The sequence below is a fragment of the Roseicella aerolata genome (assembly GCF_020523605.1).
Classification (GTDB): domain Bacteria; phylum Pseudomonadota; class Alphaproteobacteria; order Acetobacterales; family Acetobacteraceae; genus Paracraurococcus; species Paracraurococcus aerolatus.
Map to the genome: position 1 here is coordinate 21466 of NZ_JAJAQI010000043.1, position 25593 is coordinate 47058.

The following is a 25593-nucleotide window of genomic DNA, read 5'->3' on the forward strand; positions in this document are numbered from 1 at the left end:
GGGCATCGCTTCGTATTGTGAATTTGGCTATCTATGCAGGATGCCTCCCTTTCTCCGGGGCAGCCTGCTCGGCCTCGCCGGCCTGCTGCTCGCCACCGCCCTGTCCGCCGAGGAGCTCAAGGGCAGGGTGGTCGGCATCACCGATGGCGACACCCTGACCCTGCTGACCCGGGACCTGCAGCAGAAGAAGGTCCGGCTTGCCGATATCGACACGCCGGAGCGCGGCCAGCCCTATGGCCGCAAGGCCCGGCAGGCGCTCGCCGATCTCGCCTACCGGAAGCAGGTCGCGGTCATCGTGGAGGACACCGACCGCTACGGTCGGGCCATCGGCCAGGTCTATGCCGGCGAGCGCAAGCTGAACCTGGACATGGTGCGGCGCGGCGCCGCCTGGGTCGATCGCCGCTATACCGATGATCCTGCGCTGGTGCGAGCGCAGGCCGAGGCGCGTGCCGCGAAACGCGGCCTCTGGGCCCTGCCGGAGGCCGACCGCACGCCGCCCTGGGAGTGGCGGCGGCAACCCGCGGCAGAGCGGCGGCGCGAGGCATCGCCGCCCCGGCAGCGCAGGCCACCCGCGCGGGTCCCGGCGCCGGGCTGAGCCGCGCCCCGCCGCCGGCCGCGCAACGGCGGATCGGCAACCCGCGCCCGCCCAAAGGCCGGCGCGTCCGGCCAGGATCCCGGTCCGGCCGATGGCGGATGGCGTTCGGAACTGAATGCCGATCCGCTGCAGGTCATTGGTTGTAGAAAAGCTTCACCCTCGCGGGCGTCCATGCCCGTCCGCGATCCGCTCTAGCGATTCGCCCGCCCCGTCACCCGCTGCACCATCTCCCACAGGGCGCGGACCTGCACCCCGTCCTTGAACAGGTAGCGGCTGTCATAGGCGTAGCCCCACCAATTCCAGCAGCCCTCCGGATTCACCTGGAACAGGTCGGTCGGCCGGGGGCGGCGGAAATCCGCCACGCTGACCGACCGGGCCTGCGGGTACAGCACCACGATCCGGTTCGTGTCGGCCCATTCGTTGATGCCGATATTCCGGTAGAAACGGTCGCCCATCACCTGCGCGGATTGCTGGCAGCCATGCATCAGCATGTGCAGCCGGCAATTCGCCCCGGCTGCCTCGCAGGCGGCCGGCAGGTAGAGCTGCCCGGTATGCCAGAGCCCATGGCCCGCCGCGTCGCCGCCCGGCGCGAATTCCGTCTGGTCGAAGGCGATGAGGCGGCCGGATGGCTGCGTCGCCGCGGCCTCCAGCGGTCCGTAGAGGGTCTGCAGCACCTGCTGCGCCTGGTCGTAGTCGCAATCATTGATGTAGGGCGGGCGGGTGTCGCCGCAGGCCATGCCATAGGATTGGGTCACCCAGCCATGCCCCGCGGCCAGCGCGCCGTCACTGAAGCTGGTTGCGGCCGTCGGCAGCCCGAGCAGCCCGTAGACCGCGACGGCGCGCCGCACCGTCTCCGGATGCACCACGGTGTCCGACCGGCCGGTGAAGGCGTAGAGCCGGCTGCGCCCGAGAGTCTCCACGGGATCGATCCAGCCCAGCGCGGCGAAGCGCCGGATCCGTGCGGCATAGGTCGCGGCCGGCAGCAGCCGGGCGGGCGCCCGCATGCAGGCGCCGGTGGCGAGGCTGGCGAGGGCGGTGATGCCGGAATCGTCGGCGCGCAGCACCGCGCAGCCATACAGCCCGCCCGCCACCAGGCCGGCCCCCATGATGTCGGCCGAATGCGCGATGTGGAGCTGGTTCGCCATGAAGGCGCCGGAGGAGATGCCGGCCACCGAGACCTGTGCCGGATCCACGGGGTAGCGGCCCAGCCGGTCGGCGGCAGACGCCTTGCCGGCCTGCATGAGGCTGAGCACCAGGGCCAGCAGGAGGGTTCGCAGCCGCATCACGACATCTCCCGGGGGAAGGGACGGCGGCCGGCCGATCCCGTGGAGCATCGGCCCCAGCGATTCGCCGCCCCGGCGGGTTCCGCCCGGGCGGCGCGCGGCCGGTCAGTCCCTGGTGGCGGGGACGGCCTGCAGCAGCGCGGCCTTGGCCTCGTCCAGGGCGGAGAGGAAGCGCTCCTGCAGGAGGCCGGCCACCTCGGCGCCCGAGCGCGCGGCCAGTTCGCCGAGCAGGTTCGCCTGGGCCGTGCCGTCCAGGATGGCGGTCTTCACGGCATCGAAGGGCCGGGCGAGGACGATGCGCGGATCGGCCTCTGTCAGCGTGTCAGGCAGGGCAGCGGCCTGCGTCAGCCTGGCCGCCAGCATCTCCTGCTGCTGCCTCGCCAGGGCGCCGAGGCCCTCCATCGCCATCTTCTGCACCGCGACCAGGGCGTCCAGATTTTTCATCTGGATCGCCATGAGGGCGGAGACGACGGTGCCGGCAGGAAGGCTGCTGATGGAGGGGAAGAGGCTGCTGGACATGGGAGTGACGGCTCCGGAAGACGTGCCGGCAGGCTGCCGGATCACGGCCAGAATACCTTGCCGCAGCGCACAACCGGCAAGTCCATTTCACAAATAGACGGAAATTTTCCTTGTTTTACAAAGCTGTATTCGGCCCGGTGACCTCCACGGCAAGAGCCGGCCATTCGCGCCCGGGCGCCCCGCGGCTTTCGAAGGCCAGGCCCGTACGCGCCCGTACGCGCCGTGGTCCGGTTGGGCGGTGCCGGTCCGGTATTCCGATATCGAAGCCATTCCGCCAGCCATGCGCCGGCGCCGATCCCCGATGCGGTCGAGCCTTCCACGAAGGCGGTCGCCCGGCAGCCCGGCAAACGGCGCCCGGCCAGCCTCCACCTGGCGGGGGAAGGCTGCTCCATGGCCGAAATCCGCGCCTTCCCCTGGATGCAGATCCGGATCGTCGCGGAATTGATCTGGCGCATTACCCGCATCTGCAGCGTTGGCATGATGCCATGGCCGCGCGCCCCGCGGTGCAGCTTGGCGTCCAGGTGCCGGCCGAGAGCCGGCGTCGGGGCTCCATGGCCGATGCGGCGCGCGAGGCGATGTTCGGCAGGACGCAATTCGCGGTGCGTTGACCGCCGGAGCGGATCGCCGGGGGGCGGAGGGCCCGCCGGCGCGAATTCGCGCCGAAACCACGCCCGGGGCCCATGGCGGGCCCGGGGCAGCGTCGCGGCGGCAAGGGGAGACAGGATGGCCGAGATCGACCACATCGTGCTGGGCGCACGGACGCTCGAGGAAGGCGCGGCTTTCATCGAGCAGCATCTCGGCGTGAAGCCGCGCGCGGGTGGGCGGCATGAGGGCTTCGGCACACACAACATGCTGCTCGGCCTTGGCCGGGGAACCTATCTCGAGGTGATCGCCCCCGATCCCAGCCAGCCGGACCCGCAGCATGGCCGGCTCTTCGACCTCGATGACCCCGCGGTGAAGGTGATGCTGGAGGCGGAGCCGCGGCTGATCGCCTGGGTGGCGCGCACCCCGGTGCTGGATGCGGTGGTCGCCCGCCTCGGCCCCCGGGCCGGCGAGGTGCGGGAGATGAGCCGCGGCGACCTCTCCTGGCGCATGGCCTTCCCGCCCCAGCGGCAGGACATGGACAACCTGATCCCCGCCCTGATCGAGTGGAAGGGGGAGGGCGCCTCCTCACGCATCCCGGACAGCCATGTGCGGCTGCTGGCGCTGGAGGCGGAGCACCCGGATGCCGAGGCGGTGAAGGGTTCGCTTGCCGAGCGGGGCCTGGAGGAGGCGGTGCGGGTGCGCCGCAGCCCGCATATCCGGCTGGTCGCCCGGCTGCGCCGGGCGGATGGGCAGGAGGTGGCGCTCAGCAGCGGCTGAGTTCCGGATTGGCGCGCGCCGGCATGCCGGCGCGCCTTCATCCCGGTGCCGCGTGTGTGCTAGAGGGCTCCTGCACCGGCCAGTGGCGGACCGCCTGCCGGCTTTACCTCACGGGCGAGGCGCATGCGGCCCCTATCGTACAGGCTGATACCGCCAGACGCTGGCGGGTGGGAAGTTGAAGGGCGTCCAGGCCTCGCGCCGGGCGTGCAGGGCCAGCTTGCCGTATGGCAGGGGCGAGGTGATGCAATAGGTATAGAGCAGGAAGCCGCGCCCCGGCGCCACCGCCTCGACCGCATCGACGAAGCGCTGCTGTTGCGCAAGCGGCAGGAGCACCAGCGGAATGCCGCAGATCGCGGTGCCGACCTTGCCGTGCAGCCGCTCCGGCAGGGTGCGCGCCAGTTCGAAGGCGTCGCCGCAGATCACCTTCACTCCCGGAAGGACCTCGCGCAGGTGACTGGCCATTTCCGGCACGATCTCGACCACCACCAGCTTCTCGGCCGGCACGCCGGCCGCCAGCAGGGCGCGCGAGACCACGCCCGTCCCGGCGCCGAGTTCCAGCACCACCTCATCCGGGTCGCGCGTCACCAGGCCGGCGATGCGGTTGCAGAGGCTGGGGGAGGACGGGATGACGGATCCCATCTGCAACGGGTTGGCGAGCCAGCGTTTGAAGAAGAGGGCTGCATTGCTCGTCTTCCGCTGCGCGCCCTGCCTCTCCGCCATCAATTCCGACATGCCGCTCTCCATTCTCGTCCCGTCGCAGCCGGAGATGCCCGGCAGGCCGTTTCTCTAGGGGTAGCGAAAAAGGCAGCGAAGGCCCTGCGCGGTTCCGTGACGAGCACCGCGGCTGGATTTCACGGTGCCGTCATATGACCGCGCGCATCCTGGTGGTGGATGACATCCAGGCGAATCTCCGCCTGCTCGAGGCGAAGCTGCTGGCCGAATACTACGAGGTCGCGCTGGCCTCGAACGGGCCGGAGGCGCTGGCCATGGCGGCGCGCTGGTCGCCCGATGTCATCCTGCTCGACGTCATGATGCCGGGCATGGACGGCTATGAGGTCTGCCGCCGGCTGAAGGCGGATGCGCAGACCGCCCACCTGCCCGTGGTGATGGTGACCGCGCTGATCGACCAGGCCGAGCGCGTGCGCGGCCTGGAAGCGGGCGCCGACGACTTCCTCTCCAAGCCGGTGGACGATGCCACCATGTTCGGCCGGCTGCGGGCCCTGCTGCGCGTGAAGCAGGTGCTCGATGCCTGGCGGCAGCGCAGCGACGCCGCCCGCCAGCTCGGCATCGAGCCGCCGCCCGAGCCGCTCGCCACCATCGAGGGCGCCCGGGCGCTCGTCCTGTCCGAGGATGCCGGGGAGGCCGCCCGGATCGCCGGGGCGCTGGCGACGGATGGCATCGCGGTGCAGCAGGAGACGCGGCCCGAGGCGGCGCGGGTCGCCCTGCTGGAAGGCCGGTTCGACCTGGCGGTGCTGTGCCTGTCGAAGGAAGGCGGGGATGTGCTGCGCCTCGCCTCGCGGCTGCGGGCCGAGGCGGCGACGCGTGACCTGCCGGTGCTGCTCGCCGCCGATGCCGCCCAGCGCGGCCTGGTGCTGCGGGGCTTCGACCTCGGCGCGAGCGACCATGTGCTGCGGCCGATCGACCCGAACGAGTTGCGCGCCCGCGCCCGCAATCAGGTCCGCCGCAAATGGTACCAGGAGCGGCTGCGGGACGACCTCGACCGCTCGCTGGAACTGGCGGTCACCGACCCGCTGACCGGGCTGCGCAACCGGCGCTATGTCCGGCGGCACCTGGATGGGGTGCTGCGCGGCTCGGACGCGGCGGTGATGCTGCTGGATGTCGACCGCTTCAAGTCGATCAACGACATCCATGGCCATGCCGCCGGGGACATGGCGCTGAAGGAGGTGGCGGAGCGGCTGAAATCCCACCTGCGCGCCGCGGATGTGCTGGCGCGCTATGGCGGCGAGGAGTTCATGGTGGTGCTGGCCGGCGCGCCGACCGACTATGCCGCGATGGTGGCGGAGCGGCTGCGCCTTGCGCTGAGCAACGATCCCATCTCGATCGGGCCGAGCCTGCTGCCCGTCACCGTCAGCATCGGGCTGGCGATCGCGCCGGTCGGCTGTTCCGTGCCGGGTGCCATCGCCGCCGCCGATGCCGCGCTCTATCGCGCCAAGGCGGCCGGGCGGAACCGCGTGGAGCAGGCGGTGCCGGGGGATTTCATCGCCGCGCCGCCGGAGGCCCCGGCGGCGGGTTGATGCCGGGCGCCGCCGAGGGAGGCGTCCCGGCGGCCCCCGCAGCGGGTCGCGGACGACGGCATGAAGGCCGGTCCGCTGTCGCCGCCTGCAACCTGCAGCGGCATGCCCCGGACGCGAAAAGCGGCCGGGTCGCCCCGGCCGCCCACCGAATCCGGCATGTGCCACGGCGCCAGCGGGTGCCCGGACAGGATGCGGCGCATCTCGTCTGGGTGCCCGGTGGCGCCGCCTGTCCTACTTGATCTTCGCTTCGCGGAAGACGACGTGCTTGCGGGCGACCGGGTCGTACTTCTTCTTCTCGAGCTTGGCGGTGGTGTTCCGGACGTTCTTCTTGGTCACGTAGAAGAAGCCGGTATCGGCGCTGCTGACGAGCCTGATCTGGATGGTGTTGGACTTGGCCATGGCGAAGCCTTCGCGTGTTCGGTCTGCCGGGCTGGCGGAAGGGGCCGGACAGTAGCGGCCGGGGGCGCCACGTCAAGGAGAAGCTTGCCGATTCGGGGCCGGATGGCGATGCGCCACCCCCGGAATTCCACCCGGCGATGCCGTCGTGCCGGCGATTCCGGGCATGTGCCGCGCCGTTCAGCGCGTGAGCGCCGCCCGGTAGGCCTCCGGCTGCTCGATCAGGGCGCGGGCGGCCGCCAGATCGGCCGGGCGCCCTTCGGCCGGGGGGCAGGCGTTGCGCAGCGCCGTCACCTCGCTGCCCGGCACCGGCGCCCGGGCCGCCCGCAGTCGCGCCAGGACCCGGCCCATCGGCGCCTCGCCCAGCCGCAGCCGGCCGAGCGCCACCGCGGTCGCCTCCGCGCCGAGGCTGGTGCAGAGCGCGGGCAGCACGCCGAGCCCCTGGATCGGCCAGCCCCGCGGCGCCAGGACGCGGGACCAGGTGACCAGCAACTCCCCGCCATGGGGCAGCGGCACCACCGCCTGGATCAGCCCCTTGCCCGTCGTCGCGCTGCCCACCACCACGCCCCGGCCGCGATCGGCGATCGCCGCCGCCACGATCTCGGCCGCCGAGGCGGTGCGGCCATCCACCAGCACCACCAGCGGCGCGCCGCGCGCCAGGTCCGGCCCGGCCGCGACATAGCTGCGCACCGCATCCGGATGCCGGCCGCTGGTCATCGCCACCACGCCATTGGCGAGGAAGGCGCTGGCCACCGCCTGGCCCAGCAGCCCGCCGCGATTGCCCCGGAGGTCGAGCACCACCCCGCGCGGCCCGGCGCCGCGGAAGGCCTCGGCCAGCGCTTCGGCCAGGTGCAGGTCGGTGGTGCTGGAGAAACCCTCCAGTTGCACCCACAGGATGTCGTCCCGCCGCTGCACCTGCAGCGTCCCGGCCGGTAGGGTGCTCCGCAGCAGCAGCACGTTGAAGCGGCGCTTGCCGCGCTCGATCCGGAGCTGGACCTCGGTGCCCGCCGGGCCCTCCAGCAGGGCGGCGGCGGCGGCCAGATCGCGGGTCGAGACCGGGACGCCATCCACCTCCAGCACCCGGTCGCCGGTCCTGAGCCCTGCCTCGGCCGCCGGCGAGTCGGCGGTGATGGCGGCGATCCGCACCGCATTGCCCCGCCCCGCGGCGAGACGCAGGCCAAGGCCGCTCTGCCCGACGCGGCGGGCGCGCGCCGCGGCGGCCTCCTCCGGCGTCATGTAGCGGCTGTAGGGGTCGAGATGATTGAACAGCTCCTCGAAGGCGCTGCGCAGCATCCGCTCGGGCCCCGCCCGGCGGAGGGCGGGGGAGGCACGCCAAGCGGCCTCGAACATGCCGGTGAGCGCGAGGGCGAGCGGCCCGGCCGCCAGCTCGGGTGGGCCGGTGGCGGGCAGCGCCGGCATGGGCCGGGTCGAGAGCAACCGGTCCGGCGCCGCGAGCAGCAGGGTGCCGCCCTGCAACTCGGTCTGCAGGGCGGGCTCCAGCACCTCCAGCCCGCGCATGCTCCAGAGGCCGAGCTCGGCCGGTGTCGCGCGTTCCAGGTGCCGCTCCAGCACGGCGCCCATGGCGGCTGTCAGCACCGCCTGCACCTGCTCGCGCGGGAAGACGCCCTCCTGCGCCCCCGCCGGTGCGGGGAACAGCAGGAACAGCAACAGGGTCAGGAGCGGCGGCCTGCGCCCCTCGCGGGCCTTGCCCTGGCGGCACGCGGCGGCCGGGCGGCGGGCATGCCCTGCATCAGGTGGAAGACCATGCCGCCGGTGCGGGGCGTCGCCTCGATGAGGCGTGCCTCCACCGCCTGGCCCAGCGTGAAGGTGAGCCCCGTCCGCTGGCCCGACAGCGCATGCCTGGCCTGGTCCTCGGTCCATCGATCATCCGGCAGGGACGCGAGAGGAACGATTCCGCTCGCGCCATTCGCCTCCAGGGTGACGAACAGGCCGAAGCGTGTCACCCCACTAATGCGCGCCTCGAACACCTCTCCGACATGCTGCGACATGTATGCCGCAAGATAGCGGTCCACGGCATCGCGCTCGGCCGCAGCGGCGCGGCGCTCGGTCTGGGTGATATGCTCGCCGGTATCGGGGAAGCGCGCCGCCTCGGTCTCCTCCAGCCCGTCATGCCCGAGCGCCAGGCCGCGGATCAGGGCGCGGTGCACCAGCAGGTCGGCGTAGCGCCGGATCGGGCTGGTGAAATGCGCATAGCGCGCCAGCGCCAGGCCGAAATGGCCGATATTGTCCGGCGCATAGGCAGCCTGGGACTGGCTGCGCAGCACCGTCTCATGCACCAGCCGCTCCTCCGGCTTTCCCTGCACCAGTTCCAGCACATGCGCGAAGTCGCGCGGATGGAGACGGTCGCCCTGCGGCAGGGAGATGCCGAAGGCGTCGAGGAATTGCCGGAGGCCCTCCAGCTTCTGGTCGGAAGGGCGGTCATGCACCCGGTACATGCAGGGCGCCCCGATCCGCTCCAGCTCCTCCGCCGCGCAGACATTGGCGGCGACCATGAACTCCTCGATCAGCCGGTGCGAGTCGAGGCGGGCGCGCGGCTCCACCGCCAGCACATGGCCCTCGGCGTCGAGGCGGACGCGCCGCTCCGGCAGGTCGAGGTCGAGCGTGCCGCGCCGGTCGCGCGCCGCGAGCAGCGCGCGGAAGGCGCCATAGAGCGGCGCGACGGTGCCGGTCGGGTCCTCCCCGGCGTCATGCGCGGCCTGCACCTGCTCATAGGTCAGGCGCGCCGCGCTCTTCATGATGCCGCGCCCGAAGCGGTGGCTGCTCTTCGTCCCGCCGGAATCGAAGCGCATCTCGACGAAGAGGCAGCCGCGCGGCTCGCCCGGGCGCAGGCTGCACCAGCCGTTGGAGAGCGCCTCCGGCAGCATCGGCACGACGCGATCGGGGAAGTAGACGCTGTTGCCGCGCGCCCAGGCCTCGCGGTCCAGCGCGCTGCCGGGCGTCACGTAATGCGCCACATCGGCGATGGCGACGATCACGCGCCAGCCGGTGCCGTCCGGCTCCGCCCAGACCGCATCATCGAAGTCGCGGGCATCCTCGCCATCGATGGTGACGAGAGGGAAGTCGCGCAGGTCCTCGCGCCCGCGGGTGGTCACGCCTCTGGCGCGCTCCGCCTCCAGCACCGCCTCGCTCGGGAAGATCTCCGGAATGCCATGGGCGTGGATGCAGATCAGCGAGATCGACTTCGCCTCGCCCAGCCGGCCGAGGCGTTCGACGATGCGCGCGGGCCTGAGGCCGAGGGCACGGCCGGGCAGGGGTTCCGCCAGCACGATCTCGCCGGGATGGGCGCCGCCGGCCTCGCCGGGCGCCACGGCCCATTCCGCCTTGTGGCGGCGGTCGGTCGGGATGATCCGGCCTTCCTCGTAGATCCCGAGGATGCGGGCCGGGGCGGCGCCCCCGACGCGCTTGACCGTCATGCCCTCATATTTCCCGGCGCCGATCCGCTTCAGGCGGGCCAGCACCCGCTCGCCCGGCGCCAGGGCCGGCTGCCCGGCGCGTTCCGGCCGCATGAAGATCACCGGCATGCGGCCCTGCTCCTCCGGCTTCCAGCCGAGGGGGCGGGCGATCGGGTCGCCATCCGGGTCGGTGCCGGTCACCTCGATCACCGCCATCTCCGGCAGGCGGCCGGGCGCGGTGACGCCGCGGCGGCCGGCGGGGGCGGCGCTGCCTTCCGCTTTCAGCGCCTTCAGTAATTCCCGCAGGGCGGGGCGCTGGTCGGAGGAGAGGCCGAAATGCCGGGCGATCTCGGTCTTGCCGACCTTGCCGGGGCTGGCCTGGAGGAAGCGCCGCAGCGCTTCCTTCGAGGGCAGCGGGGCTTCGGGGCCGCCCGGCTTGCGCCGGGCTGGCCGGGCAGGCGCGCCGCCGGCGGGGCGGCGGGCCATCTCAGGCCTTGCCCGTCTTCTTGGGCGCCGCCGGCTTCTTCGCGGCGGGCGTCTTCGCGGTGGGCTTGGCGGCCGCAGCCGGCTTGCGGGAGGCGGCCGGGCGGGCCGGCGCCTTGGCGGCGGGCGCTGCGCACTCGGCCGCCTTCCGCGCCGGGGTCGCGCGCGCCGGCGCCTTGCGGGCGGCCGGCTTCGCCGGCGCCGCCTCGGCCTCGGCGCCGTTCGGCGCGGCGCGCTTCGTGGCAGACTTGGCCTTGCCCTTGGCCCCGGCCTTGCCCTTCGGCGCCAACTCCTTGCCCTTTTCGGCCAGCAGGGCGACGGCCTCATCCAGCGTGATCTCCTCCATCGCGGCATTGCGCGGAAGGTTCGCCACCGTCTTGCCGTGCTGGGCATAGGGGCCGAAGCGCCCCTTGCGGATCTCGACCGGGGTGCCGTCCTTCGGATGCGGCCCGACGAAGCGGACCTTGGCCCGCGCCTTGGCCAGCAGCTCCATCGCCCGGTTCATGCCGAGCGAGAGGACATCGTCCCCCGGTTCCAGCGACTGGAAGATGCTGCCGACCTTGATGTACGGCCCGAAGCGGCCGAGGCCGGCCTGGATCTCCTCGCCGCTCTCCGGGTCGCGGCCGATGACGCGCGGCAGGGAGAGCAGGCGCAGGGCCCGGTCGAGGTCGAGCGTGTCCGGGTCCATGTCCCGCGTCAGGCTGGCGCGGCGCGGCTTGGTGGGCTTGCCCTTCTCGTCCGTGCCGCCCTCGCCGAGCTGGACATAGACGCCATAGGGTCCGCGGCGGACCGTCACCTGCTCGCCGGTCGCGGGATCGCGGCCCAGCTCGCGCGGGCCCTCGGTCAGGCCCGTCGTGCCCTCGCCCTCGGCGCCCGGGGCGATCAGCGGGCGGGTGTAGCGGCATTCCGGGTAGTTGTTGCAGCCGATGAAGGCCCCGGTGCGGCCGAGCCGCAGGCCGAGCCGGCCGTTGCTGCAGGCCGGGCAGGCGCGCGGATCCGTGCCGCCCTCGCGCTCGGGGAAGAAGTGCGGCCCCAGCTCCTCGTCCAGCGCGTCGATGACGTCGCTGATCTTCAGGTCCTTGGTGGCATCGACCGCCTTCTTGAACTCGTCCCAGAAGGCCCGCATCACCGCGCGCCAGTCGATCTTGCCGCCCGAGATGTCGTCGAGCTGCTCCTCGAGCCCCGCCGTGAAGCCGGTGTCCACGTAGCGCTCGAAGAATTTCACCAGGAAGGTGGTGACCAGGCGGCCGCGATCCTCCGGGATGAAGCGGCGCTTCTCCAGCTTCACATAGTCCCGGTCCTGCAGGGTCTGCAGGATGGAGGCATAGGTGGAGGGCCGGCCGATGCCGAGCTCCTCCAGCTTCTTGACCAGCGAGGCCTCGGAATAGCGGGGCGGCGGTTGGGTGAAGTGCTGCAGCGCCGTGACCTCGCCGCGCTTCAGCGGGTCGCGCTCCCGCATCGGCGGCAGGGTGCGGCTGTCCTCGTCCTCGGCCGCGCCCGTCACCAGACCGGCGCGCCGGTCGGCCTCGGAATCGTCCTGATCCTCCCGGTACAGCTTCAGGAAGCCGTCGAAGGCGATGACCGAGCCCGTCGCGCGCAGGATGGTCTTCCTCGCCGCATCCGCGATCTCGACCGTGGTCTGGTCCAGCTCGGCCGACTGCATCTGGCTGGCGACGGCGCGCTTCCAGATCAGCTCATAGAGCTTGCGCTGCCGGTCATCGAGATAGCGGGCGACGCGCTCCGGCGTGTTGCGCACATCGGTCGGGCGGATCGCCTCATGCGCTTCCTGGGCGTTCTTCGCCTTGCTCTGGTACTCGCGGGGCGCGCCCGGCAGGTAGTCGGCGCCGAAGGCCTCCTTCACATGGTCGCGGATGGCGAACATCGCCTCCCGCGCCATCTGCACGCCGTCGGTCCGCATATAGGTGATGAGGCCGACCGTCTCGCCCCCGATCTCGACGCCCTCATAGAGCTGCTGCGCGGTCCGCATCGTCAGCTGCGCGCCGAAGCCGAGCTTGCGGCTGGCCTCCTGCTGCAGCGTCGAGGTGGTGAAGGGCGGCGGCGGGTTGCGGCGGACCCGGCGCTTCTCGACCGAGAGGACGCCGAACTCGCCCGCCTCGACCGCGGCCCTGGCGCGCAGGGCGCTGGCCTCGTCCGGCAGGTCGAACTGCTCGAGCTTCCTGCCGTCGAGATGCGTCAGCCGGGCGGTGAAGGGGGCGCCGGCCGGCGTGGTGAAGCGGCCCTCGACGGTCCAGTATTCCCGCGCCCGGAAGGCCTCGATCTCGGCTTCCCGCTCGCAGATCAGGCGCAGCGCGACCGACTGCACCCGTCCAGCCGAGCGGCTGCCCGGCAGCTTGCGCCAGAGCACCGGCGAGAGGGTGAAGCCCACCAGGTAATCCAGCGCGCGGCGCGCCAGATAGGCGTCGATCAGCGGCGCATCCAGGTCGCGGGGATGGTCGATGGCGTACTGGACGGCCCGCTTGGTGATCTCGTTGAAGGTGATGCGGCGGACCTCGACGCCCTTCAGCGCCCCCTTGCGGGCCAGCATGTCCTGGACATGCCAGGAGATCGCCTCGCCCTCCCGGTCCGGGTCGGTGGCGAGGAAGAGGCGCCGGGCGCCGCGCAGGGCGCGGGCGATCTCGTTGACCTGCCGCTCGCCGCGGTCCTCCGACTCCCAATCCATGGCGAAATCCTCCTCCGGACGGACGGAGCCGTCCTTCGGGGGCAGGTCGCGGACATGGCCGAAGCTTGCCAGCACCGTGAAGTCCCGGCCGAGATACTTGTTGATGGTCTTGGCCTTGGCGGGGCTTTCGACGACGACGACGTCCGGCATGGACTCCACACATCCTGTGGCCGACCCGGGGATTGGGGTTGCGGCGGGCAGCGCGGCGGGCGGCCCCTAGCGCCCGTTCTGGTCCCGACCGGTGAGCGCCACGCGGTTGCCCGGCAGCAGTTCCACCCGTCCAGCCAGTTCGAGATCAAGGAGGATCGCCTGGATCGCGGAGGGCGAGAGGTGGCAGCGCCGCATCACCTCGTCAACCGCTATCGGGCTGCCCCCAATCAAATCAAGGACTTGAGAAGATGTTTCCGGAGTCGACGGCACCGATGGAACGAGTTCCTCGGCCGCATCGGCGCTCTCCCAGGCCGGCGGCGGGGTGAAAAGCCGGGCCGGGCGGGGCGCCTCGGGCAGATGGGCCAGCACGTCCTCGGCCGATTCGGTCAGGTGCGCGCCCTGGCGGATCAGGTCGTTGGCGCCCCGCGCGCGCGGGTCGAGCGGGCTGCCCGGCACGGCGAAGAGCTCCCGCCCCGCTTCCAGGGCCAAGCGGGCGGTGATCAGGCTGCCGGAGCGCGGCGCCGCCTCCACCACCACCACGCCGAGGGAGAGGGCGGCGACGATGCGGTTGCGGCGCGGGAAGTGGCGGGCAAGGGGGGCGGTGCCGAGCGGCGCCTCGGCCAGCACGGCGCCGCCCTCATCGGCGATGCGGGCCTGCAGCCTGGCATGCTCGGGCGGGTAGGGCTCATCGAGGCCGCCGGCGATGCAGGCGATGGTGCGGCCCTTGCGCAGGGCACCCAGATGCGCGGCGGCGTCGATCCCCCGCGCCAGGCCGGAGACCACCGCAAGGCCGGCCGCGGCGAGCGATTCCCCCAGATCCTCCGCGATGCGACGGCCGGCCGCCGAGGCATTGCGGGCACCGACCAGGGCGACGGCCCGCAGGGACAGGGTGGTCGGGTCGCCGAGCAGGGCGAGGACGGGCGGCGCGTCCTCCTGCATCGCCAGCAGGGGCGGGTAGGGCGGCAGGCCGGCGAAGAGAAGGCGGGCGCCCATGCGGTGCAGGGCCTCCATCTCGCGCCGGGCCTCCGATTCGGGGTGGAGGGCGAAGGGCGCGCCGCGGCGGGCGGCGAGGCGGGGCAGGGCGGCGAGCGCGGCGGTGGCTGTGCCGTGCCGCTCCAGCAGCCGGCCGAAGGTGAGGGGGCCGATGCCCTCGGTGCGGGCAAGGCGGAGGCGGGCGATCGCCTCGGCGGGGGGCAGGTCCCGGTCGCCGTCCCGCGTCATCGGACGCGCCCGGGCTGGCATGGCATCGGCCAGCCTGGCCGGGCGAGCGGCGGCGGACAGCCTCTTGCGGTCGGCGGGATCGGTCGGGTCACGGCCATGGCAGCGTGTTGTTGTCCGGCGGGAGTCTGTTGCCATCCCGCATCCACCACTACGCTTTCGTTCTGCTGCCGTCCACAACCAGGAATTGCGTCTCTCGGCCGGTGGCGCATCGGTGATGCGGGCTTGAGGCGCTGTACTGGCCGCTCACCCGACCGGCTGCGCGCGCCCGGCGGAAGCGTGCTGCTCATGGCGGCGTGGTGCCGGAAGGCACACCGGCGCCGATGCCGCAGCCCAACCCTTCCATCCCGGAGGCGCGCAGCACACGGCCGATGGGTTGAAGCGGCTACTCTCCCCAGAGCTGGCCGCGGCGCCGAGGAATGCGCCGCATTGTGCTGGCCGAGGGAAGCGCCGTCAAACCTTCCGGCCGATCCGCGGCTCCGTCCCGGCCAGCAGCCGCGCGATATTCGCCTTGTGCCGCCAGATCACCAGCGCGGCGATCCCGGCCGAGAACAGCGCTAGGTCCCAGCGTCCGGCAATGGCCGCGATCACCGGCGCCGCCACGCAGGCCGCCATGGCGCCGGCCGAGGAGATGCGCGTGGCGAAGGCCGTCGCCAGCCAGACCAGGAGGGCACCGAGCCCCAGCCACCAGGCCGCCGCCAGCAGCACGCCGCCGCCGGTCGCGACCCCCTTGCCGCCCTTGAAGCCGAGCCAGGCTGGGAAGGCATGCCCGAGCATGGCGCCGAAGCCGGCGACCAGCCCCGCCGTCTCTCCCCAGAGGGCGTTGGCGATCAGCAGCGCCGCCACGCCCTTCAGGATATCGAGGCCGAGGGTGGCGGCGGCGAGGGCCTTGTTCCCGGTGCGCAGCACATTGGTCGCGCCGATATTGCCCGAGCCGATGCTGCGGATGTCGCCGAGTCCGGCCGCCTTGGTCAGCAGGAGACCCCAGGGGATGGAGCCCAGCAGGTAGCCGAGGGCGAGGGCGAGGAGCGCGCTCATCCGAAGACCCGCCTTCCGGCCTTCCAGGTGCCGGCCACCCGGCCCTCCAGCGCCCGGCCATCGAAGGGCGAGTTCTGCGCCTTGCCCGGCAATTGGCCGTCCTTCACCTGCCAGCCCCGCTCCAGGTCGATCAGCACCAGATCGGCCGGCGCGCCCTTGGCCAGCCGCCCCACCGGCAGGCCCAGCAGCGTCGCCGGCTTCGCGGTCAGCAGGTCGAGCGCGGCCAGCAGGCCGAGATCGCCGCCATGCACCCGCGCCAGGGTCACGCCGAGCAGCGTGGCAAGCCCGGCCCCGCCGGCCTCCGCCTGGGCGAAGGGAAGGCGCTTGTCATCGGCGTCGCGCGGCTGGTGGTCGGAGGCGATGGCATCGATGGTGCCGTCCTTCAGCGCGGCCACTACCGCCAGCCGGTCGGCCTCCGGCCGGAGCGGCGGGGAGAGCTTGGCATAGGTCCGCCAGTCGCCGATCGCCGTCTCGTTCAGGTCGAAATAGGGCGGCGCGGTGTCGCAGGTGACCGAGAGCCCCTCCGCCTTCGCCGCCCGGATCAGGTCGAGCGCCGCCGCCGTGCTGACATGGGCGAAATGCACATGGCCGCGGGTGATGCGGGCCAGCGCGATGTCGCGCGCCACCATGATGGCCTCGGCGGCGGGCGGGATGCCGGGCAGGCCGAGCCGGGTCGCCAGCTCGCCCTCGGTCGCGGCGCCGCCGGCGGCCAGGCTGGGCTCCTCGGGGTGCTGGATGATGAAGCTGCCGAAGGCCCGGGCATAGGAGAGGGCGAGGCGCATGGTCCGCGCATTGCCGATGGCCCGGCGCCCATCGGTGAAGGCGATCGCCCCGGCTTCCTTCAGCAGCCCGTATTCGGCGAGTTCCCTGCCCTCGCACCGCTTGGTCGCGGCGCCGTAGGGGAGGAGGGTCAGCGACCCGGTTGCCTCGCCGCGGCGAAGGGCGAATTGCACCAGCGCGGGGTCGTCCAGCGCCGGGTCGGTGTCCGGCAGGACGCAGAGGGTGGTGATCCCGCCCGCCGCCGCGGCCTGCGCGGCCGAAGCGATGGTCTCGCGGTGCTCCGCGCCCGGCTCGCCGATGGCGGCGCGGAGATCGACCAGGCCGGGGGCAAGGCAGAGGCCGGCGGCGTCCACCGCCTCGGCCCCGTCGGGGCGGCCGAGAGTGTTGCCGTGATCGAGGATCAGCCCGTCGCGGACCAGCAGGTCGCCCACCGCATCGAGCCCCGAGGCGGGGTCGAGCAGGCGGGCACCAACAAAGAGAGTGTCTGTCATGCAGCGATCAACTGGGGGGACTTTGTCCCCCCAGGCCCCCCTACCAGGCCGGAACCCGGCCTGGACCGGTCCGGGTTTGCGTGTTCAAGCATTCCGCCGCAGGTCCCGTGCCAGCACGTCCAGCACCGCCATGCGGCAGGCGACGCCCATCTCCACCTGCTCGCCGATCACGCTGCGCTCCGGATCGTCGGCGATCGCGCTGTCGATCTCGATGCCGCGGTTCATCGGGCCGGGATGCATGACGATGGCGTCTGGCTTCGCCACGCCCAGCTTCTCCCGGTCGAGGCCGAAGAAGCGGAAGAATTCGCGGGAGGAGGGCACGAGGCCGCCCGTCATCCGCTCCTTCTGCAGCCGGAGCATCATCACCACATCGGCACCGGCGAGGCCCGCCTTCATGTCGTGGAAGACCTCGACACCGAGACGCGTCGCCTCGGCCGGGATCAGGGTCGGCGGGCCGACCACCCGGACGCGGGCATTCATCGCGGTCAGAAGGTGGATATTGCTGCGGGCGACCCGGCTGTGCAGCACGTCGCCGCAGATGGCAACCGTCAGCCCCTCCAGCCGCCCCTTGCGGCGGCGGATGGTCAGGGCATCCAGCAGGGCCTGGGTGGGGTGTTCGTGGGTTCCGTCCCCCGCATTGATGACACTCGCCGAGACCTTCTGGGAGAGGAGCGCCGGCGCGCCGGACTGGGCATGGCGCACCACCAGCAGGTCGCAATGCATGGCGTTCAGGGTGGTGGCCGTGTCGATCAGCGTCTCCCCCTTGTTCACGCTGCTGGTCGAGACGGACATGTTGATGACATCCGCGCCCAGGCGCTTGCCGGCCAGTTCGAAGCTGGTTCGGGTGCGGGTGCTGTCCTCGAAGAACAGGTTGATCAGCGTGCGGCCCCGGAGGAGGTCGCGCTGGGTCTTCCCGGAGCGGTTGAGCAGGGCGTAGCTCTCGGCGAGGTCGAGCAGCGCGCCGATATGCGGCGGCTCCAGCCCCTCGATGGCGAGGAGATGCCCGGCTGGCAGGATGCGGTAGGAGAAGGACATGCGGACTCGGCGCCGGTGGGTCGGCCGCAACCTAACCGCGGGCGGCGGTGGCATCCAGGGCCGACTGGAGGGTGTAGGCGGCTGCCGCCGCATCCACCACCGCGGCCCGCTTCGCCCGGGTGAGGTCTGCCTCGCCGATGAGCATGCGATTCACGGCGGAACTGGACAGCCGCTCGTCCCAGAGGGCGACGGGCAGGCCGGTCGCCTCGCCCATGGCCATGGCCCAGTCCTTGGCCGCCTGGGCCGCCGGGCCGAAGGAGCCATCCATGCCGAGGGGAAGGCCGACGACCAGCCCGCCGGCGCCCTCCTTCCGGGCAATCGCCGCCACCTCCGCGGCATTCGCCTTCAGCTTGCCGCGCCTGAGCGCGCCATAGGGGCTGGCCAGCATCAGCAGCACATCGGACAGCGCGACGCCGATCAGCTTCGATCCCGGATCGAGGCCAATCAGGCGCTGGCCGCGGGGCAGGGCGGCGCGAAGGTCGGTCAGGTTGAAGAGGGCCATGGCGGCCGTTATAGCCCTGGGCCCGGTAGGTTCTGGAATTCCCGCATGTCCCTCGACACCGCGACCGTGAGGCGCATCGCCTCGCTTGCCCGCATCCGGCTGGAGGAGGAGGAGGTCGGCCGCATGCAGGCCGAGCTCAACGGCATCCTCGGCTGGATCGAGCAATTGCAGGCGGTGCCGACCGACGGCGTCGAGCCCATGGCGGGCGGCGGCGCCGTCTCGCTCCGGATGCGTGACGACCTCGTGACCGATGGCGGCATCCCGGAGAAGATCCTGGCCAACGCCCCCGATCGCCAGGGCGGCGAAGGCGGCGAATATTTCGGCGTGCCGAAGGTGGTCGAATAATGCACCCGACCGATTTCTCGCTCCGCGGCGCCATCGAGGCGCTGAACGAGGGCCTCATCAGCAGCGTCGAGCTGACGAGGGCGCATCTGGACGGCATCGAGAAGCTCAACCCGCGACTCAACGCCTATATCACGGTGATGGCGGAGCAGGCGCTGGCCCAGGCCCGGGCCAGCGACGCGCGCCGGGCCGAGGGCGTGGCGGGCCCGCTCGAGGGTGTGCCGCTCGCCATCAAGGACCTGTTCTGCACCGCGGGGACGCTGACCACCGCGGGGAGCCGGATCCTCGGCAATTTCGTCCCGCCCTATGAGAGCACGGTGAGCGCCAACCTGCTGCGGGACGGCGCCGTGTTCCTGGGCAAGGTGAACCTGGACGAGTTCGCCATGGGGTCCTCCAACACCACCAGCGCCTTCGGGCCGGTGGAGAACCCCTGGTCGCGCGCCAACGACCCCGACACGCGGCTGGTGCCGGGCGGCTCCTCCGGCGGCTCGGCGGCGGCCGTCGCGGCGCGGCTGGCGCTGGGTGCCACCGCGACCGACACGGGCGGGTCCATCCGCCAGCCCGCCGCCTTCTGCGGCATCGCCGGCATCAAGCCGACCTATGGCCGGTGCAGCCGCTGGGGCGTTGTCGCCTTCGCCAGCAGCCTGGACCAGGCCGGCCCGGTGGCGCGCACCGTCGAGGACTGCGCCATCCTGCTGAAATCCATGGCGGGCTTCGATCCGAAGGACAGCACCAGCGCCGATGTCCCGGTGCCGGACTTCGCCGCCGCCTGCGCCCGCGGGGTGAAGGGGCTGCGCATCGGCGTGCCGAAGGAATACCGACTGGAAGGCATGCCGGCCGAGATCGGCGCGCTGTGGGAGCAGGGCCTGCAATGGCTGCGCGACCAGGGCGCCGAGACGGTCGAGATCAGCCTGCCGCACACCAAATACGCGCTGCCGACCTACTACATCGTCGCGCCGGCCGAGGCCTCCTCCAACCTCGCCCGCTATGACGGCGTGCGCTTCGGCCTGCGGGAGGCGGCGAAGGACAGCGACCTCAAGGACCTCTATGAGCGGACGCGTGCCGCCGGCTTCGGGCCGGAGGTGAAGCGGCGCATCATGATCGGCACCTATGTGCTGAGCGCGGGCTATTACGACGCCTACTACCTGAAGGCGCAGAAGATCCGCGCGCTGATCAAGCGCGACTTCGACGATGCCTTCCGGACGGTCGATGCCATCGTCACCCCGGCGACGCCCTCGGCCGCCTTCGGGATGGACGAGAAGCAGGACGACCCGGTGACGATGTACCTGAACGACGTCTTCACCGTGACGGCGAACCTCGCCGGCCTGCCGGGCCTCGCGGTGCCCGCGGGGCTGGACCGGCAGGGCCTGCCGCTCGGCCTGCAGGTGATCGGGCGCGCCTTCGACGAGGAGACGGTCTTCGCCGTCGGTGCCGCGATCGAGACGGCGGCGGATTTCCGCGCCGTGCCGACCCTGAGGGCAGGGGTGTGATCGAGGTCTCCCCGGCCGGGCGAGCGTCGCGGCGCGGTGCCGCCCCACGATGGGGGGATGTGGCCGTGACGGAGGAACGGCGCCCTCAGCCGAACCAGGGAACAGGGGAGGGGCTGCGCCTGGAGGCAAGCTTCGCCCTGATCCGGGGCGCAGCCGAGGAGCGGCGCTTCCTCAGCTACGGCGAGGTCGCCGCGGCCAGCGGCCTGCCCTGGAACGCGGCGCGCCGGCGGATGGACCCGCATCTCTTCGCGCTCTGCCGATGGGCGACGGAGCGCGGCTGGCCGCTGCTCTCGGCCATCGTGGTGGACAAGCACAGCGTCGCGCATGGCGCCATGCGCGGCAGGCCGCTGATCGGCTTCGCCCGCGCGGCGGAGCGTGCGGGGCGCATCATCGGCGGCGATGCCGCCGCATTCCTGGCCGAGGAGCAGCAGCGCGTCTTCGCCTGGGCAGAGAAGGAACGAGGCCATGTCCTATACGCTTGAGGGCCGGACCGGCCCCTGGGAGATCGTCGTCGGCCTGGAAGTCCATGCCCAGGTGACGAGCAACGCCAAGCTGTTCAGTGGCGCGGCCACCGCCTTCGGCGCCGCGCCGAACACGCAGGTGAGCTTCATCGATGCCGGCTTCCCCGGCATGCTGCCGGTGATCAACCGCGAATGCGTGGCGCAGGCGGTGCGCACCGGCCTTGGCCTGAAGGCGCAGATCAATCTGTGGTCCCGCTTCGACCGCAAGAACTACTTCTATGCGGACCTGCCGCAGGGCTACCAGATCAGCCAGTACGCCCACCCCATCGTGGGCGAGGGCGCGATCGAGATCGAACTGGCCGACGGCAGCACCAAGACGGTCGGCATCACCCGCCTGCATCTGGAGCAGGATGCGGGCAAGAGCCTGCACGACCAGCACCCGACCAAGAGCTATATCGACCTGAACCGCTCCGGCGTCGCGCTGATGGAGATCGTCTCCGAGCCCGACATGCGCAGCCCGGAGGAAGCCGGCGCCTATCTGACCAAGCTCAGGCAGATCCTGCGCTATCTCGGCACCTGCGACGGCAACATGGACGAGGGCTCGATGCGGGCCGACGTCAATGTCTCCGTCCGGAAGGCGGGTGAGGGCTACCGCACGCGCTGTGAGGTGAAGAACGTCAACTCCATCCGCTTCGTCATGCAGGCGGTGGAGGCCGAGGCGCGCCGGCAGATCGAGATCTGGGAGGAGGGCGGCACGGTCGAGCAGGAGACGCGGCTGTTCGACACGGCGCGCGGCGTGACGCGCTCCATGCGCTCCAAGGAGGATGCGCATGACTATCGCTACTTCCCCGACCCGGACCTGCCGCCACTGGTGCTGGAGCAGAACTGGGTGGACCAGCTCAAGGCCAGCCTGCCGGAACTGCCGGATGAGCGGCGCGCGCGCTACGTCGCCATGGGCCTCAGCCCCTATGACGCGCATGTGCTGACGCTCGAGAAGGAGACGGCCGCCTATTTCGAGACGGTGGCCAAGGGGCGCGATGCCAAGATCGCGGCGAATTGGGTGATGGGCGACCTGTTTGCCGCCATCAACCGCACCAGGACCAGCATCGCCGAGCCGCCGGTGAAGGCCGAGTATCTCGGCGTGCTGCTCGACCTGATGAAGGACGGGACGCTGTCCGGCAAGCTGGCGAAGGAGGTCTTCGAGGCGATGGTGGAGACGGGCAGGTCGCCCGGCGCCATCGTCGAGGAGCGCGGCCTGCGCCAGGTCACCGATACCGGCGCGATCGAGCGCATCGTGGCCCAGGTGCTGGAGGCGAATGCCGACAAGGTGGCCGAGTACAAATCGGGCAAGGAGAAACTGTTCGGCTTCTTCGTCGGCCAGACCATGAAGGCCATGCAGGGCAAGGGCAACCCGGCCCTGGTCAACGAGGCAGTCAAGAAACTGCTGGGCTGAGGCCGGGCGCTTCCGCCCGGCAGGTGCCAAGCTCACGGAAACAGAAGAGGGTCCGGGGGAATACTCTCCCCCGGATTCCTCTTTCTCAGCCTGTCTTCCGCAGCCCCGTGAACAGCGGTGGCCCTTTCGGCATATCCACCAGCGTCTTTCGGTAGGCGACCGGCTGCGCGAAGAGCCCAAGCGGCACGAACATCGCCTGCTCCATCGCCAGAGCCTGGATCTCCTGCGCGATGGCCTTCTGCGCCGCCTCGTCCGGTGCATCCAGCCAAGCCTGGCGCAGCGCCTCCATCCTCGGGATGTCCGGCCAGCCGATGCCGGCCCGCAGGCCGTTGGCGCGCAGCGCGGTGTAGACCGCCGGATTCATCTGGTCGAAGCCCGAGGAATAGATGCAGTAGCAGTTCCAGCCGCCCTCGGATGGCGGGCGGCGCACCGGGAAGCGCTGGTTGGCAGTGCCCCAATCGGTCGCGACATAGTCCAGGTTGAAGCCGAGCTGGCGCATCACCTCCGCCGTCACCTCGGAAACTGCGTTGATGCGCGGCACATCGGTGCCGGCCAGCATCACCACCCGCTCCCCCTTGTAGCCGGCCTGCTGCAGCGCCCGGCGCAGCGCGGGGAGGTCGGGCTTCGCCTTCAGATGGCCGAGCCCCGCCTCACTGGCCATCGGCGTGCCGGGCGGGAAGACGCCGATATCGGCGCGCCAGAGCGACCGTTCGTTGCCCGCCACAGCCTCCATGCAGTCCTGCTGGCGGATGGCCTGCAGCAGCACCCGGCGGATCGCCGGATTGTCGAAGGGCGGGTGCAGGTGGTTGAAGCGGAGATGGCCGATGAGGCCCCAGGGGTCCTTTACCTCGACCGCGATGTCGCGGGATCGGCGCAGCACCGGCAGCAGGTCGATCAGCGGCTGCTCCACCCAGTCCACCGACCCGGCCTGCAGTGCCGCCGCGGCGGTGGCGGGGTCGGGGATGACGTGGAATTCGATGCGGTCGAAATGCGGGATGCGCGGGCCGGCCGTCATGCTGGGCACGCCGTCCGGGCGTGGGACATAGCCGGCATGGCGGGCATAGGCGAGGCGGGCGCCGGGCACCCGTTCCTGCGGCAGGAAGCGGTAGGGGCCGCTGCCGATCGCCTCCGGCACCTGGGTGAAGGCGTCGGTGCTGGCCAGCCGCTCCGGCATGATGACCGGGACCAGGGCGCTCGGGCGGCTCAGGGCCGCGGGCAACAGCGGGAAGGGCCTCTTCAGCCGGAAAAGGATGGTGCGGTCGTCCGGGGCGCTGAGTTCATCGGTGGCTGCCATCAGCGCCTGGCCGAAGCCGTCCCGCTTCGCCCAGCGCTGCAGGCTCGCCACGCAGTCCCGCGCCAGCACCGGCGTGCCGTCATGGAAGCGAAGCCCCTCGCGCAGCGTCAGGCGCCAGAGCGTCCCATCCGCCTCTACCACATGGCCCGCGACCATCTGCGGGCGCGGGACCAGATCCTCATCCACGCCGTAGAGGGTCTCGAAGACCAGATGGGCATGGGTGCGCGTGGCGTAGTTCGTGCTCCAGATGGGGTCGATGATCGCCACATCGGCATAGGGCACGAACCGCAGCAGGCGCGTCTCGTCGGCGCGGACGATAGGCGGGGCGGCGAGCAGGCCGGCAGCAGCCAGGAAGCTTCGTCTGTACAAGGCTCTCTCCCGTCGGGGGCCGGGAGAGGAAGCAAGACCGGGGCCAGGGGGGCGGCCCCGACAGGTCTGCGGGGCGGCTCCGCCCCGTGGCGATCCGGCCCCTGCCTCAGGCGAGGGCCGGCATGCCTTCCTTCGTCTCGCGCGCCATGCTCGGGATCAGCAGCGCATCGGCCAGGGCCCAGGTGCCGGTCGCGACGAAGCCCAGCAGGCCGAGGCCGCTCCAGATCAGGGGGATGGAGAGGACCGTGATCGCCGCCATGCCGGCAGCGGACAGGCTGCGGCCGAGATAGAGCCGGTGCAGGCCGAAGAGGCCGAACAGCGCCAGCAACAGATAGGCAAGCCCCACCGATTTCCGGTGCGGACCGGACGACAACACCGCTTGCATTCGATACTTCCCCCGATGAGCCGCTGCTCGTACCCCTGGCGCAACGGTATGGGGAGGAAAGTGCTGCAACGGCATGCAGAAAGGAAGGTATTTCGCGTTTTGCGATAGGTCTCCCGGCCGCCGTGGCGGCGCGGACACGGCCTGCTCTCGCCGGGCGGCAGCGGCTTCGCTAGGCTGACCATGGAGAGACGCCGGAACGGAGCGCCCGATGATCGAATTATGGACCTGGAACACCCCGAATGGCCGCAAGATCAGCGTGGCGCTGGAGGAGATGGGGTTGCCGTACAGGGTGAAGCCCGTGGACATCACCAAGAACGAGCAGTTCAACCCGGACTTCCTGCGCTTCAGCCCGAACAACCGGATTCCCGCGATCATCGATCCGGAGGGGCCGGGCGGGCAGCCGATCACGGTCTTCGAGAGCGGCGCGATCCTGCTCTACCTGGCGGAGAAGACCGGACGATTCATGCCGAAGGACCTCCGCGCCCGGGTGCCGGTCTATGAATGGCTGATGTGGCAGATGGGCGGGTTCGGGCCGATGCCGGGCCAGGTGCACCATTTCCTGCTGCAGCCGGACGGGCCGGCCAAGGAGTACGGCTTCAGGCGCTACCATACGGAGACCAGGCGGCTCTACGGCGTGCTCGACAGGCGGCTGGCGGGCCGGGAGTTCGTGGCGACGGAGGGAGAGCCGAGCATCGCCGATTTCGCCATCCTCGGCTGGGCCTGGCGGCATGAGCGGCATCAGGTGCCCTTCGACGACCTGCCGAATGTCGCCGCCTGGTATGCGCGCATGATGGCCCGGCCGGCGACGGCCAGGGGCTTCGAGGTACCGCTCTCCTGAAGGGGGCGCCCGCTTCCGGGGCGAAAAGGTGCCGGCCGGGTCGTCTGACGGTTTGACGATCGGCCCGCCCGCCTGTAAGAGCAGGCCTGCATACGTCGTGAGCCTGTCACGCCTGCGGAGGGGTGGCCGAGTGGCTGAAGGCGACGGTTTGCTAAACCGTTATACGGGGTCAACCTGTATCGTGGGTTCGAATCCCATCCCCTCCGCCACTCCGATGCCCAATCACGCCCTGAGACGCCTCACAAGCCCCGGAATCCGGGGGATTTGCGTCGCCACCAGTTCCAGCGATGCCCTAGGATGACCGGTGACATCCAGCCCCGCGGTATGGGCTGGTGTGCGGGCTGGTAAGCATGGCGGTCGGGGGCAAGCTGACGGCGCTACGCGTCAGCAAACTGGAGGAGCCGGGTCGCTACGGCGACGGAGGCGGACTGTGGCTGCAGGTCAGGGGACCGGACCATAAGTCGTGGCTACTGCGGTTCCGCTGGCAGGGCCGCCAGCGTCAGCTCGGCCTCGGCCCCGTCGGCCTCGGCCCCGTCGGCCTCGTCTCTCTTGCCGAGGCGCGCGAGGCGGCGTTCGCGGCGCGTCGGTTGGTGCACCGCGGGATCGACCCCATTGCGGCTAAGAATCTGAACGCGAAATAAGCAGGCAGATCAGCGCGGGGCCGACACAACGGGCCGGGTGCCGGCCCATCGCCACCATATCGAGCCGATGTCTCCCGCTGGCATTCTCAGCCCCCTTGATCTGCCGCCGCCCTCTGCTCG

The 25593-nt window shown here is 71.4% G+C and carries 25 protein-coding genes and 1 tRNA gene; 11 read left to right on the top strand and 15 right to left on the bottom strand.

The features are described 5' to 3' along the window. The first annotated feature begins 40 nt into the window (after positions 1 to 40). Positions 41 to 595, top strand: a complete 555-nt coding sequence (locus LHA35_RS22220; RefSeq protein ID WP_226612154.1) for a thermonuclease family protein — start codon at positions 41 to 43, stop codon at positions 593 to 595. Positions 596 to 786: 191 nt separating this feature from the next. On the opposite strand, the gene LHA35_RS22225 is transcribed toward LHA35_RS22220, so the two are convergent. The 3 genes from LHA35_RS22225 to LHA35_RS22235 form a co-directional block, all read right to left on the bottom strand. Continuing rightward, the gene (locus LHA35_RS22225) at positions 787 to 1878 is read right to left on the bottom strand and encodes an extracellular catalytic domain type 2 short-chain-length polyhydroxyalkanoate depolymerase (RefSeq protein ID WP_226612162.1); all 1092 of its coding nucleotides are present in this window, start codon (positions 1876 to 1878) and stop codon (positions 787 to 789) included. A 105-nt stretch (positions 1879 to 1983) separates the two neighbouring features. Then, on the bottom strand, positions 1984 to 2397 hold the full coding sequence (locus LHA35_RS22230; RefSeq protein ID WP_226612164.1) for a phasin family protein: 414 nt from the start codon (positions 2395 to 2397) through the stop codon (positions 1984 to 1986). A 41-nt stretch (positions 2398 to 2438) separates the two neighbouring features. Beyond that, complete coding sequence (locus tag LHA35_RS22235; RefSeq protein ID WP_226612166.1) at positions 2439 to 2876, bottom strand: hypothetical protein; 438 nt, start codon at positions 2874 to 2876, stop codon at positions 2439 to 2441. A gap of 6 nt (positions 2877 to 2882) precedes the next feature. Here LHA35_RS22235 and LHA35_RS28780 point away from each other — a divergent pair, with 6 nt between their 5' ends. Together LHA35_RS28780 and LHA35_RS22240 are read left to right on the top strand one after the other, a co-directional pair. After that, entirely contained in the window at positions 2883 to 3005 is a 123-nt protein-coding gene (locus LHA35_RS28780; RefSeq protein ID WP_264185717.1) for a hypothetical protein, read from the top strand. Between the two features lie 115 nt (positions 3006 to 3120). Next, a complete protein-coding gene (locus LHA35_RS22240) occupies positions 3121 to 3759 on the top strand; it encodes a VOC family protein (protein ID WP_226612167.1) in 639 nt (212 codons plus the stop codon). 132 nt (positions 3760 to 3891) lie between these two features. Here LHA35_RS22240 and LHA35_RS22245 read toward each other — a convergent pair whose 3' ends face one another. Continuing rightward, positions 3892 to 4491 (bottom strand): class I SAM-dependent methyltransferase, encoded by a 600-nt coding sequence (locus LHA35_RS22245; protein WP_226612169.1) that lies wholly within the window; start codon positions 4489 to 4491, stop codon positions 3892 to 3894. A gap of 134 nt (positions 4492 to 4625) precedes the next feature. Here LHA35_RS22245 and LHA35_RS22250 point away from each other — a divergent pair, with 134 nt between their 5' ends. Continuing rightward, on the top strand, positions 4626 to 6014 hold the full coding sequence (locus LHA35_RS22250; protein ID WP_226612171.1) for a PleD family two-component system response regulator: 1389 nt from the start codon (positions 4626 to 4628) through the stop codon (positions 6012 to 6014). 231 nt (positions 6015 to 6245) lie between these two features. Here the strand turns inward: LHA35_RS22250 and rpmG are convergent, their stop codons facing one another. From rpmG to ruvX, 9 genes are all read right to left on the bottom strand, one after another. Further along, positions 6246 to 6413: a 50S ribosomal protein L33 gene (gene rpmG, locus LHA35_RS22255; RefSeq protein ID WP_226612173.1), complete on the bottom strand. Its 168-nt coding sequence runs from the start codon at positions 6411 to 6413 to the stop codon at positions 6246 to 6248. Positions 6414 to 6590: 177 nt separating this feature from the next. Next, complete coding sequence (locus LHA35_RS22260; protein WP_226612175.1) at positions 6591 to 8078, bottom strand: S41 family peptidase; 1488 nt, start codon at positions 8076 to 8078, stop codon at positions 6591 to 6593. A 5-nt stretch (positions 8079 to 8083) separates the two neighbouring features. Then, positions 8084 to 10309 carry a ribonuclease R gene (rnr, locus tag LHA35_RS22265; RefSeq protein WP_226612177.1) on the bottom strand — a complete coding sequence of 742 codons (2226 nt, stop codon included), beginning with the start codon at positions 10307 to 10309 and terminating at the stop codon, positions 8084 to 8086. A gap of 1 nt (position 10310) precedes the next feature. Then, complete coding sequence (topA, locus tag LHA35_RS22270) at positions 10311 to 13136, bottom strand: type I DNA topoisomerase (protein ID WP_226612179.1); 2826 nt, start codon at positions 13134 to 13136, stop codon at positions 10311 to 10313. 66 nt (positions 13137 to 13202) lie between these two features. After that, positions 13203 to 14357 carry a DNA-processing protein DprA gene (gene dprA, locus LHA35_RS22275; RefSeq protein WP_226612180.1) on the bottom strand — a complete coding sequence of 385 codons (1155 nt, stop codon included), beginning with the start codon at positions 14355 to 14357 and terminating at the stop codon, positions 13203 to 13205. Positions 14358 to 14807: 450 nt separating this feature from the next. After that, positions 14808 to 15392, bottom strand: coding sequence for a glycerol-3-phosphate 1-O-acyltransferase PlsY (gene plsY, locus LHA35_RS22280; protein WP_226612182.1), 585 nt, complete (start codon positions 15390 to 15392; stop codon positions 14808 to 14810). Next, positions 15389 to 16663, bottom strand: coding sequence for a dihydroorotase (pyrC, locus tag LHA35_RS22285; protein WP_226612184.1), 1275 nt, complete (start codon positions 16661 to 16663; stop codon positions 15389 to 15391). The genes plsY and pyrC overlap by 4 nt, the downstream gene beginning before the upstream one ends. 84 nt (positions 16664 to 16747) lie before the next feature. Beyond that, a complete protein-coding gene (locus LHA35_RS22290) occupies positions 16748 to 17698 on the bottom strand; it encodes an aspartate carbamoyltransferase catalytic subunit (RefSeq protein ID WP_226612186.1) in 951 nt (316 codons plus the stop codon). A gap of 31 nt (positions 17699 to 17729) precedes the next feature. Further along, a complete protein-coding gene (gene ruvX / locus LHA35_RS22295; protein WP_226612188.1) occupies positions 17730 to 18200 on the bottom strand; it encodes a Holliday junction resolvase RuvX in 471 nt (156 codons plus the stop codon). Between the two features lie 45 nt (positions 18201 to 18245). Between ruvX and gatC the strand changes: the two genes are divergently transcribed. From gatC to gatB, 4 genes are all read left to right on the top strand, one after another. Further along, positions 18246 to 18545, top strand: a complete 300-nt coding sequence (gene gatC / locus LHA35_RS22300; RefSeq protein ID WP_226612190.1) for an Asp-tRNA(Asn)/Glu-tRNA(Gln) amidotransferase subunit GatC — start codon at positions 18246 to 18248, stop codon at positions 18543 to 18545. Next, a complete protein-coding gene (gatA, locus tag LHA35_RS22305; RefSeq protein ID WP_226612191.1) occupies positions 18545 to 20032 on the top strand; it encodes an Asp-tRNA(Asn)/Glu-tRNA(Gln) amidotransferase subunit GatA in 1488 nt (495 codons plus the stop codon). Before gatC ends, gatA begins: the two co-directional genes overlap by 1 nt. 65 nt (positions 20033 to 20097) lie before the next feature. Further along, on the top strand, positions 20098 to 20514 hold the full coding sequence (locus tag LHA35_RS22310) for a hypothetical protein (protein WP_226612193.1): 417 nt from the start codon (positions 20098 to 20100) through the stop codon (positions 20512 to 20514). Next, positions 20498 to 21946 (top strand): Asp-tRNA(Asn)/Glu-tRNA(Gln) amidotransferase subunit GatB, encoded by a 1449-nt coding sequence (gatB, locus tag LHA35_RS22315; protein ID WP_226612195.1) that lies wholly within the window; start codon positions 20498 to 20500, stop codon positions 21944 to 21946. The genes LHA35_RS22310 and gatB overlap by 17 nt, the downstream gene beginning before the upstream one ends. Before the next feature lie 85 nt (positions 21947 to 22031). Here the strand turns inward: gatB and LHA35_RS22320 are convergent, their stop codons facing one another. Then, on the bottom strand, positions 22032 to 23609 hold the full coding sequence (locus LHA35_RS22320; protein WP_226612196.1) for an ABC transporter substrate-binding protein: 1578 nt from the start codon (positions 23607 to 23609) through the stop codon (positions 22032 to 22034). Between the two features lie 106 nt (positions 23610 to 23715). Beyond that, positions 23716 to 23982 carry an NINE protein gene (locus LHA35_RS22325; protein WP_226612198.1) on the bottom strand — a complete coding sequence of 89 codons (267 nt, stop codon included), beginning with the start codon at positions 23980 to 23982 and terminating at the stop codon, positions 23716 to 23718. A gap of 220 nt (positions 23983 to 24202) precedes the next feature. Between LHA35_RS22325 and LHA35_RS22330 the strand changes: the two genes are divergently transcribed. From LHA35_RS22330 to LHA35_RS22340, 3 genes are all read left to right on the top strand, one after another. Continuing rightward, positions 24203 to 24832: a glutathione S-transferase family protein gene (locus LHA35_RS22330; protein ID WP_226612200.1), complete on the top strand. Its 630-nt coding sequence runs from the start codon at positions 24203 to 24205 to the stop codon at positions 24830 to 24832. Between the two features lie 116 nt (positions 24833 to 24948). Continuing rightward, a tRNA-Ser gene (locus LHA35_RS22335) sits at positions 24949 to 25041 on the top strand. A 141-nt stretch (positions 25042 to 25182) separates the two neighbouring features. After that, on the top strand, positions 25183 to 25473 hold the full coding sequence (locus LHA35_RS22340) for an Arm DNA-binding domain-containing protein (protein ID WP_226612201.1): 291 nt from the start codon (positions 25183 to 25185) through the stop codon (positions 25471 to 25473). Positions 25474 to 25593: the final 120 nt, after the last annotated feature.

Coding starts and splice junctions, on each gene's coding strand:
- LHA35_RS22220 (WP_226612154.1), top strand. CDS start 41: ATGCCTCCCTTTCTCCGGGGCAGCCTGCTCGGCCTCGCCGGCCTGCTG.
- LHA35_RS22290 (WP_226612186.1), bottom strand. CDS start 17,698: ATGTCCTTCTCCTACCGCATCCTGCCAGCCGGGCATCTCCTCGCCATC.
- gatB (WP_226612195.1), top strand. CDS start 20,498: ATGTCCTATACGCTTGAGGGCCGGACCGGCCCCTGGGAGATCGTCGTC.
- plsY (WP_226612182.1), bottom strand. CDS start 15,392: ATGAGCGCGCTCCTCGCCCTCGCCCTCGGCTACCTGCTGGGCTCCATC.
- LHA35_RS22250 (WP_226612171.1), top strand. CDS start 4,626: ATGACCGCGCGCATCCTGGTGGTGGATGACATCCAGGCGAATCTCCGC.
- LHA35_RS28780 (WP_264185717.1), top strand. CDS start 2,883: ATGGCCGCGCGCCCCGCGGTGCAGCTTGGCGTCCAGGTGCCGGCCGAG.
- LHA35_RS22230 (WP_226612164.1), bottom strand. CDS start 2,397: ATGTCCAGCAGCCTCTTCCCCTCCATCAGCAGCCTTCCTGCCGGCACC.
- LHA35_RS22240 (WP_226612167.1), top strand. CDS start 3,121: ATGGCCGAGATCGACCACATCGTGCTGGGCGCACGGACGCTCGAGGAA.
- rnr (WP_226612177.1), bottom strand. CDS start 10,309: ATGGCCCGCCGCCCCGCCGGCGGCGCGCCTGCCCGGCCAGCCCGGCGC.
- LHA35_RS22225 (WP_226612162.1), bottom strand. CDS start 1,878: ATGCGGCTGCGAACCCTCCTGCTGGCCCTGGTGCTCAGCCTCATGCAG.
- gatC (WP_226612190.1), top strand. CDS start 18,246: ATGTCCCTCGACACCGCGACCGTGAGGCGCATCGCCTCGCTTGCCCGC.
- LHA35_RS22235 (WP_226612166.1), bottom strand. CDS start 2,876: ATGCCAACGCTGCAGATGCGGGTAATGCGCCAGATCAATTCCGCGACG.
- topA (WP_226612179.1), bottom strand. CDS start 13,136: ATGCCGGACGTCGTCGTCGTCGAAAGCCCCGCCAAGGCCAAGACCATC.
- LHA35_RS22245 (WP_226612169.1), bottom strand. CDS start 4,491: ATGTCGGAATTGATGGCGGAGAGGCAGGGCGCGCAGCGGAAGACGAGC.
- LHA35_RS22340 (WP_226612201.1), top strand. CDS start 25,183: ATGGCGGTCGGGGGCAAGCTGACGGCGCTACGCGTCAGCAAACTGGAG.
- gatA (WP_226612191.1), top strand. CDS start 18,545: ATGCACCCGACCGATTTCTCGCTCCGCGGCGCCATCGAGGCGCTGAAC.
- pyrC (WP_226612184.1), bottom strand. CDS start 16,663: ATGACAGACACTCTCTTTGTTGGTGCCCGCCTGCTCGACCCCGCCTCG.
- ruvX (WP_226612188.1), bottom strand. CDS start 18,200: ATGGCCCTCTTCAACCTGACCGACCTTCGCGCCGCCCTGCCCCGCGGC.
- LHA35_RS22330 (WP_226612200.1), top strand. CDS start 24,203: ATGATCGAATTATGGACCTGGAACACCCCGAATGGCCGCAAGATCAGC.
- rpmG (WP_226612173.1), bottom strand. CDS start 6,413: ATGGCCAAGTCCAACACCATCCAGATCAGGCTCGTCAGCAGCGCCGAT.
- dprA (WP_226612180.1), bottom strand. CDS start 14,357: ATGACGCGGGACGGCGACCGGGACCTGCCCCCCGCCGAGGCGATCGCC.